Origin of the sequence: Nocardioides caeni (assembly GCF_004912195.1) — a bacterium.
In the GTDB taxonomy this organism is placed as follows: Bacteria; Actinomycetota; Actinomycetes; order Propionibacteriales; family Nocardioidaceae; genus Nocardioides; species Nocardioides caeni.
This window is the reverse complement of the sequence record NZ_STGW01000001.1, coordinates 391,196-397,496: the sequence shown is the minus strand read 5'-3', so window position 1 is coordinate 397,496 and position 6,301 is coordinate 391,196. Positions and strand designations below refer to the sequence as shown.

The window sequence follows — 6,301 nt, the reverse complement described above, 5'->3', positions numbered from 1 at the left end:
CTTCTTCGGCTGGTCCTGCTTGACCGGCTGGTCCTGGGCCTGGTCCTGCTTCTTCGGCTGGTCCTGCTTGCCCTGCTGGCCGCCCTGCTGACCGCCCTGCTGACCCTGCTGACCGCCCTGCTTCTGCCGGGTCCGGTTGCGGCGCGAGCCCTGACCCTCGGCGCGAGCCTCCTGGCCCGACTGCTCCCGGTCGGCCTGGTCGGAGGCCGTCGGCTGGTCGACGCTCCCCGACTCGTCGGCCTTGCTCGGCTGCTCGGCCTTGCTGGGCTGCTCGGCCTTGCTGGGCTGCTCGGCCTTCGCCGGCTGCTCGGCCCGGTCCGTCGCGCGCTCGGCGCGAGGAGCGGCGGAACCGCCGCCCGCCTGGCTCGCCTTGATGGCATCGACCAGCGCTGCCTTCTTCATGCTGCCGGCGCCGGGGATGCCCATGCCGCCCGCCATCGCCTTGAGGTCGGCCAGCAGCATGGAGTTGAGTCCACCCGAGCGCTTCTTGGCGCTCTTCGGCGCCGTCTCGGCGGTCGCGTCGGCAGCGCCGACCTCAGTGGTGGAGTCGAGAGTTTCGGTCACGTGAGCCCTTCCCACGGATACACGCGCGCTGCACGGCCGGGACCGGCCGGAGCGGCAGTTGGACTGACCCGACATGACGGACCCGAGCGGAGTCCCGACGGTCCCGTCATGGAGGGAGACGGCGACCAGTCGATCGCCGGAGAACGCCGAGGATGCCGGCGCGGTTCCAATGTACCACCGCGCACTTCGGGTGAGGGTCAGGCCTCGAGGCCTGGAGATCGCGCGCCGTCGCCGCTCACGGCGAGGTCCAGGGCCCGCCACCCCGCGGGGCAGCGGTCGAGGAGGGCGGTCGTGGTCGTCGTACCGGCGCCGTCGGAGAAGGCGAGCACCGTCGGACCGGCACCGGAGACCACGGCCGGCACCCCGTCGGCGCGCAGCGCGGACACCAGCGCGAGGCTCTCGGGCATCGCGGGCTCGCGATAGGCCTGGTGCAGCCGGTCCTCGGTGCCGCGGAGCAACTCCTCCGGGCGCCCGGACAGGGCGGCCACCAGCAATGCCGCACGACCGGCGTTGGCGGCCGCATCGGCATGGGGAACCTCAGCCGGCAGCAGGCCACGCGCCGCCTCGGTCGACACCGGGGTGGGCGGCACGAAGACGACGACACTGACCCGCGGATCGACCGACCCCGGGACCGCCCAGAAGCCGCCGTCCGGGCCGCCGGTGCCATCGGCGTCATCGCGGCCGGCGATCACGAACCCGCCCAGCAGTGCCGGTGCGACGTTGTCGGGATGTCCCTCGATGGTGGCGGCCAGGTCGAGCAGGCCTGCGTCGTCCAGCAGGAGGCGGCCACCGGCGACCAGCTCGCGCGCGAGCCAGACGCCTCCCACGATCGCGGCGGACGAGGAGCCCAGGCCCCGCGCATGCGGGATCACGTTGCGGCACGACAGGCGCAGGCCGGACGGCGACTGGCCGAGGCGGTCGAAGGCCGCCCGCATCGAGCGCACGACGAGGTGCCGCTCGTCGAGGGGTACGGCGCCAGCCCCCTCCCCAGTGACCTCGACGACCAGGCCGTCGGGCAGGATCTCGGCCTCGAGCTCGTCACGCAGGTCCAGCGCCAGCCCCAGCGTGTCGAAGCCGGGGCCGAGGTTGGCGGAGGTGGCAGGAACGCTGGCCCGGACCGGGCCCTCCACGAACGTCATGTCCCGTGCGCCGTCAGAGGCCGGCCGCGCGGGCGGCGGCGTCCACGTCGGCGTCGACGACGACCTCGGGCAGCTCCAGCCCCTCGAGGGCCGTCGCGATGTCCTTCAGGCCATGACCGGTCACCGTGATCGCGACCGTGGCGCCGCGGTAGGAGACGCCCGCAGCGAGCTCGGACAGCAGGCCGGCGATGCCCGCGGCCGAGGCGGGCTCGACGAAGACGCCGTCGCGGGCCGCGAGCTGCTTCTGGGCAGCGAGGATCTGCTCGTCGGAGACCGCGGCGAACCTGCCGCCGGACTCGTCGCGGGCGGCCTCGGCCAGCTTCCACGACGCCGGGTTGCCGATCCGGATCGCGGTGGCCGCGGTCTCGGGGTCGGGGAAGGGCTCGCCGGTCACGAGCGGCGCCGCCCCCTCGGCCTGGAAGCCGCGCATCACCGGCCGCTTGGTGGCCCGGCCGAGGCCGGCGTACTGCGTGTAGCCCAGCCAGTAGGCCGAGATGTTGCCGGCGTTGCCGACCGGCAGCAGGTGGTAGTCCGGCGCATCGCCGAGGAAGTCGACGATCTCGAACGCCGCCGTCTTCTGACCCTCCAGACGAGCCGGATTGACCGAGTTGACCAGCGCGACGGGATAGTGCCAGGCCATCTCGCGGGCCATCCGCAGGCAGTCGTCGAAGTTGCCGCGGACCTGGATCACCTGTGAGCCGTGCAGGACGGCCTGGGCCATCTTGCCTGCGGAGATCTTGCCCTCGGGCACCAGCACGATCGGCGTGACGCCGGCCTTGGCGGCGTAGGCCGCCATCGAGGCGGAGGTGTTGCCGGTCGAGGCGCACACGACGGCCTTCGCGCCCTCGTGGACGGCGACGGACAGCGCGGTCGTCATGCCGCGGTCCTTGAAGGAGCCGGTCGGGTTGTTGCCCTCGACCTTCAACCACACCTCGGCACCGGTGAGGCCGGAGAGCCAGCCCGAGTGGACCAGCGGAGTGCCGCCCTCGCGCAGGGTGACGGCCGGGGTGTCCTGGGGGATGTCGAGGAGCTCACGGTATTCCTCGATGACCCCGCGCCACTGGCCGTTGGCCTTGTTCTGACTCACTCTTCGGTCCCCTCGACGCGCATCACCGAGGTGACCTCGCGCACGATCTCCATGTTGCGCAGTTGCTCGACGGTCGCGGCCAGCGCGGCGTCGGTGGCTTCGTGGGACACGACGACGAGCTGGGCGTCGTCGCCCCGACCCTCCTGGCGGACGGTCTGGATTGACACCCCGTGCTCGGCGAAGGCCTGGGCGACCGCGGCGAGCACGCCCGCACGGTCGGCGACGTCGATCGCGACGTGGTAGCGCGTCAGGGTCTCGCCCATGGGCAGCACCGCCCGGTCGGCGTACGCCGACTCGCCCATGCCGCGCGTGCCCTGACGGTGGTTGCGAGCCACCGTGACCAGGTCGCCGAGGACGGCACTGGCCGTCGGCGAGCCGCCGGCACCGGGTCCGTAGAACATCAGCTGGCCGGCGGCCTCGGACTCCACGAAGACGGCGTTGTAGGCCTCGCGGACGCTGGCCAGCGGGTGCGACCTGGGGATCATCGCGGGGTGCACGCGGACGCTGACCGCCTCCTCGCCGTCGGCGCCGGTCCGCAGCTCGGCGATCGCGAGCAGCTTGACCACGCTGCCCATGTCGCGGGCGGAGCGGACGTCGCCGGCGGTGACATCGGCGATGCCCTCGCGGTGGACGTCGGCCGCGGTGACCCGCGAGTGGAAGGCGAGGCTGGCGAGGATCGCGGCCTTGGCGGCGGCGTCGAAGCCCTCGACGTCGGCGGTCGGGTCGGCCTCGGCGTAGCCGAGGGCCTGAGCCTCCTCCAGTGCGTCGGCGAAGCCGGCGCCGGAGGTGTCCATCTTGTCGAGGATGAAGTTGGTGGTCCCGTTGACGATGCCGAGCACCCGGGTGACCTTGTCGCCGGCGAGCGACTCGCGCAGCGGCCGGAGGATCGGGATGGCGCCGGCGACGGCGGCCTCGTAGTAGAGGTCGCGGCCGGCCTTCTCGGCGGCCTCGAACAGGGTGGGGCCGTCCTCGGCCAGGAGCGCCTTGTTGGCCGTGACGACCGAGGCGCCGCCCTCCGGAGCCCCGAGGATGAGCGAACGGGCCGGCTCGATGCCGCCGATCACCTCGATGACGAGATCGATGTCGTCGCGGGCGACGAGAGCCGCGGCATCCGTCGTCAGGAGCTCCGTAGGGACGTCGACCTCGCGGGCGGCGTCGAGGCGTCGTACGGCGACACCGGCGAGCTCGACAGGGGCGCCGACCCGCGCGGCGAGGTCGTCGGCCTGCTCACCGAGGAGGCGCACGACCTGCGAACCGACCGAACCGCAGCCGAGCACGGCGACCTTCAGCGATGGAGTGACCACCGGACAAGACTATCGGCGTGACCGGGCCACCCCGCCCCCGACGGTCCTCGGCGGACACCTGCAGGCGTCCCGGTGCGGTAGTCCCTGCCCAAAAGCACCGAAATCGGTCGGATCTCGGTGCTTTTGGGCAGGGACTATCCCACCGGAGCGGAGCGGGCCTCGGGGGCGAACTGGCCGCCCCGGTTGGTCTCGACGACATAGACGGGCACGGCGTCCGCGGGCGCACCGCCGTCCTCGATGCTCAGCATCCCGGTGCGACCCACCACCTGGGCCCGGCCATCGCCGGTCAGGCGGCTCACCTTGAACTGGGCGCCGTCGGGGCCGCTCCAGCGCACCAGTACTCCCCCGTCGGGCTGGCGGACAGCGGTGACGTCGGTGGCGGGCGTGAGCGGGGCGACAGGCTCGGCGGCCGGGACGGGTGCAGCGGCCGGGACGGGGACCGTCGGGGGCGCTGCCGGGGCCGTCGGCGCGAGGGCCGAGCTGCGCGCCTCCTCCGACGTACGCCCCGGCTGGACGGCGACGACGACGTAGTCGGGCACCGGACCGCCGGCGGCTCCGCCGTCCTCGATCCGCACCGCGCCGGTGCGTCCCACCACCCGCAGCGATCCGTCCGGCGCCACCCTGCTCACCTTGTACGACGCCCCACGGGTCGCCGACGGGTCCCACTCGACCACGACGGCTCCCGAGGCGTCGCGGGCCGCACGCACGCGGGCCGGCGGGTGCAACGGGTGGGTGGCCAGGGCGGCAAGGGCGCTCGGATGTGCCGGCCAGCGCTCGATCACTGCAAGCAGGGCCGTCACGGGGTCGTCGCCCGCGCGGGCCTGCTCGACGTGGCGGTCGGCCTCGGCGATCTCGTCACGGGCACGGGTCATCTCGGCGGACAGGGCCCCGACACCGGCCGGTCCGGGGACGTCGTTGGCGGTGCGGTGGAGGTGGTCGAGGTGGTCGAGCGCCTCGCTGAAGCGGCGCGCGCCGAGCGCCGTCGCCGCTGCTCGCCAGCGCAGCTCAGCCTCCCGCAGGGCCTCCTCGACCTCGTCGGCGACGGCGCGGATCGGGGTGCCGGCCGAGGAGTCGGCCGAGGACCGGGCGACGGCGACCAGGCGGCGGGCCTCGATGAGCGCGCCGCCGCGCAGGGCTGCCCGCGCCGCCCGCAGGGCCTGCTCCCAGGCCCGGTCGGGCTCGGTGTGCCGCGTCGGCGCCGGCACGGTGTGGCCCGCCTCGACGGGGACGTCGAGCTCGGCGGCGAGGGCCGTGACGGCGCCCCGGGCGCGGTCGAGGTCGAGCCCGAGGTCGATGGCCTCCTCGACGAGGTGGTCGTGGTCCTCCGCGAGCAGGCGGTCCTCGACGAGGACGGCGGCCCGCATCTTCGGGCGGAGCCGGTCCCTGACGTCGGCGACGACGGCGTCGAGGTAGGCGTCGCGGACGATGGGGCCGGACTCGAGCAGGTCGGCGGCATGGACCATCAGCTCGTCGACGACGACCCGGAGCCGCAGTGGCGGCAGCTCGCGGGCGCGCGCACGCCAGACCTCGGCGCGCATGGCGATCTCGGCCTCGTCGGCGTGCGGGTCGAGCCCGAGGAGGGCCAGCAGGGTCGGCGGTGGCGGGCACTCCTGGAGCCGTCCGAACTCGTCCAGCAGGTCCCTGACCTGCTGGCGGCGCAGGTCGCTGACCGGGCCGGGACGTGGCGCGGCGGGCACGGGCGCCGCGGCGACGTCGACGAAGCGGTGGCGCCGCAGCCGGACCTGGACCTCGTCCTCGGTGAGGCCACCGAGGACGCCGATCTCGACCAGTCCGGGGATCTTGTCGCGCGGGATGCCGCCGTGACGTTGCACGAGCCGCGAGATCGCCTCGTCCAGCAGGCCGTAGCGGTCCGCGTCCCGGGCGTCGCGCTGGGAGCGCACCCACGCCGCGAGGCTCTCCCGACGCTGCCGGTCGAGGACCTCACTGCTGCGATCGGCGTGCCCCTCGACCAGCTGGGAGGCGAGCGTGCCGTATTTCGGGTGGTCGCGCTGACGCTGCCAGAAGCCCCAGACCTCGCCGACCTGCTCGGCCACGTCGTGGTCGGACCACTGCTCGATCCCGTCGACGGGGAGGTCGTAGATCTCGAACGGGTCGGAGTTCTCCGGCCCGCCCCGGCGGTGGATCGCGGCGAGGACCCGCTTGCGGTAGTCGTTGCCGTCGAAGGTCGGACGCTGGGTTGCCACGGC

Annotated in this window: 5 protein-coding genes; all 5 read right to left on the bottom strand. The window is 73.9% G+C overall.

The features are described from left to right. Window positions 1-564, bottom strand: a 564-nt coding sequence (locus E9934_RS20120; RefSeq protein ID WP_238694694.1) for a Rho termination factor N-terminal domain-containing protein, incomplete at its 3' end; no start/stop codon positions are given. A 197-nt stretch (window positions 565-761) separates the two neighbouring features. Further along, the gene (thrB, locus tag E9934_RS01955) at window positions 762-1,703 is read right to left on the bottom strand and encodes a homoserine kinase (protein ID WP_136561129.1); all 942 of its coding nucleotides are present in this window, start codon (window positions 1,701-1,703) and stop codon (window positions 762-764) included. 13 nt (window positions 1,704-1,716) lie between these two features. Beyond that, entirely contained in the window at window positions 1,717-2,790 is a 1,074-nt protein-coding gene (gene thrC, locus E9934_RS01950; protein ID WP_136561128.1) for a threonine synthase, read from the bottom strand. After that, window positions 2,787-4,094 carry a homoserine dehydrogenase gene (locus tag E9934_RS01945; RefSeq protein ID WP_202977159.1) on the bottom strand — a complete coding sequence of 436 codons (1,308 nt, stop codon included), beginning with the start codon at window positions 4,092-4,094 and terminating at the stop codon, window positions 2,787-2,789. The genes thrC and E9934_RS01945 overlap by 4 nt, the downstream gene beginning before the upstream one ends. A gap of 134 nt (window positions 4,095-4,228) precedes the next feature. Then, window positions 4,229-6,298: a fibronectin type III domain-containing protein gene (locus tag E9934_RS19460; RefSeq protein WP_158294895.1), complete on the bottom strand. Its 2,070-nt coding sequence runs from the start codon at window positions 6,296-6,298 to the stop codon at window positions 4,229-4,231. Window positions 6,299-6,301: the final 3 nt, after the last annotated feature.

Coding starts and splice junctions, on each gene's coding strand:
- thrB (WP_136561129.1), bottom strand. CDS start 1,703: ATGACGTTCGTGGAGGGCCCGGTCCGGGCCAGCGTTCCTGCCACCTCC.